Source organism: Corallococcus sp. 4LFB (assembly GCF_046520365.1).
GTDB classification, from domain to species: Bacteria; Myxococcota; Myxococcia; order Myxococcales; family Myxococcaceae; genus Corallococcus; species Corallococcus caeni.
This window is the reverse complement of record NZ_JBKGHJ010000871.1, coordinates 1-2,009: the sequence shown is the minus strand read 5'-3', so window position 1 is coordinate 2,009 and position 2,009 is coordinate 1. Positions and strand designations below refer to the sequence as shown.

The following is a 2,009-nucleotide window of genomic DNA, read 5'->3' as shown; positions in this document are numbered from 1 at the left end:
CTCGGCGGCGTCCTCCGCGGCCAGCTCCGTCATGCGCGCGGACTTCTGGCGCATGCGGCGCGCGAAGGCGGCCACGCACAGGAGGGAGGCGGCGAGCCACAGGAGCGCGGAGCTGGTGGTGAGCGGCAGCCAGCCGTAGCGGGCCGCGAGCCCCTCGCGCCAGTCCTGCTCCTCCAGCAGCAGCGACGTGCGGAAGGCCTTGCCGAAGGCCTGCTCGAAGGGCTCTCCCGCGCGCACGCCGTCCACCAGCAGGCCCATGGCGTGCGAGCCGTGCTTGCCGGTGAGGTAGGCCACGAAGGCGGCGCTCTGCGCGTACGCGATTTCAACGTCCGCGGGCACGTCCGGCCAGTCCTCGGCCAGGTCCTCGAAGTGGAAGACGCGCTCCTGCGTCACCGCGCGGAAGAGGGCGGTGTAGTGGGCGACGGAGTAGCGCTCGTCGGTGAGGTTCTGCGCCACGCCCTCCTGGAACCAGCGCGGCCAGTCCTTGGCCAGCTGCCCCAGCGCCACGTGCGCCAGCTCATGCCGCAGCGTCGTGGGGCCCTCCGTGTCGCTCAGGCTCAGCGCGTCCAGCAGGATGATCTGATGCCCGGGGTACGCGAGCGCCACCGCCCAGCCCGGGGGCTTGCCGCCGGGGAGGGCCAGCGCCTCGAACTCCTGACGGCCCACGCCCAGGCGGATCTCCGTGGTGCCCGGCCAGTCCCGCCCCAGCATCGCGCCGAAGGCGTCCCGCACGCCTTCAATCTGCCCGGCCAGCGCCCGCGCCGCGCCCGCGGCCTTCGCGGTGTGCAGGATGACGAAGCGCTGGGTCTTCAGCTCGCCCGCGACGATGGCGGGGCGGGCGTGGGGCACGAGCGCGCTGTCGGTGACGACGGCCTCCGTGGCGTGGATGCCTCGCGGCCCCTCGTCCTGCGCGAACACGCCCGGCGAGGCCAGCAGCATCATCAGGACGGCGAACAGGCGGAGCATGCGTGGCCTCACGGTCCACCAGAGATAACAGCCTCGACCGCCGCCGCATCAACCCCCTGCACCTTCAATCGCTTACGGCGCGACGTGTCACCCGCCACGAGTGTCACCTGGCGACGCGGCACGCCCAGCGTTTTCGCGATGAATTCCACCAGGGCCGCATTCGCTTCCCCATCCACGGGCGGCGCGGCGAGCTGGATCTTCAGCTGGCCGTCATGCTCGCCCACCACCTTCGTGCGGGACGCGCGCGGCTGGACGAGCACCGTCAGCTCCACCCCGGCGGGGACGGCCTTGAGCCAGGGGGCGGGCATGCGCGGGCGTCAGTCGTTGGAGGTGGCCTTCTTCTGCGACAGGAACGCGACGTTGTCCTCCACGCGCGCGTAGTCGCGGTCCGCGAAGGCGGGCGCGGCGAACGTGTCCAGCAGCTTGCGGTGGGCCTCCACCACGGAGCGCACCTGCGACTCGAACTGGGTGCGCTGGCGCTTGAGCTCGTTGATGTCCTCCACCACCTGCACCAGCCGCTGGTGCGCGCCGTGGACGATCTTCTCCGCCTGGTGCTCCGCGTCCGCGATGATGATCTCCGCTTCCTTCTTCGCGGCGTCCTTGAGGTCCTCGCTGATGCGCTGGGCGGTGACCATCGTCTCCTGGAGGGTGCGCTCGCGCTCCTGATGCTGCTCGAGCCGCGCCTGCGTGCGCTTCAGCTCCTCCTTGAGCGCGATGTTCTCCTTCACCACCTCCTCGAACTCGCCGGCGATCAGCTCCAGGTACGCGCCCACTTCGGGACGCGCGAAGCCGCGCATCACCGTCTCGAAGCGCTTCTGCCGGATGTCGAGGGGGGTGATCTTCATGCGCCCCAGTCTAACCCATACACGCGCGCACTCCAGGAATCGGCCCCGGGGCGGCAGGGGCCCACGGCCACGTCAGGCCTGGAGGGAGGGCAGGCGGGCAGGCGTGTTTCAGGGCGCGGGGGGCGGGGCGGCTTCCCACCGCGACGCCACCGAGCGCGCGGCGTTCTGCACCGCGTAGCCCACGCGGCTGTCGGCGGC

The 2,009-nt window shown here is 71.6% G+C and carries 3 protein-coding genes; all 3 read right to left on the bottom strand.

Translation table 11 applies throughout. From position 1 onward, the window contains the following. A partial coding sequence (locus tag ACLEQD_RS42175; RefSeq protein ID WP_410391593.1) for a peptidase MA family metallohydrolase occupies positions 1-966 on the bottom strand: 966 nt, incomplete at its 3' end. Positions 967-974: 8 nt separating this feature from the next. Beyond that, positions 975-1,274, bottom strand: a complete 300-nt coding sequence (locus tag ACLEQD_RS42170) for a DUF167 domain-containing protein (RefSeq protein WP_338268112.1) — start codon at positions 1,272-1,274, stop codon at positions 975-977. A 9-nt stretch (positions 1,275-1,283) separates the two neighbouring features. After that, on the bottom strand, positions 1,284-1,811 hold the full coding sequence (locus ACLEQD_RS42165) for a DivIVA domain-containing protein (RefSeq protein WP_410391591.1): 528 nt from the start codon (positions 1,809-1,811) through the stop codon (positions 1,284-1,286). Positions 1,812-2,009: the final 198 nt, after the last annotated feature.

Coding starts and splice junctions, on each gene's coding strand:
- ACLEQD_RS42165 (WP_410391591.1), bottom strand. CDS start 1,811: ATGAAGATCACCCCCCTCGACATCCGGCAGAAGCGCTTCGAGACGGTG.
- ACLEQD_RS42170 (WP_338268112.1), bottom strand. CDS start 1,274: ATGCCCGCCCCCTGGCTCAAGGCCGTCCCCGCCGGGGTGGAGCTGACG.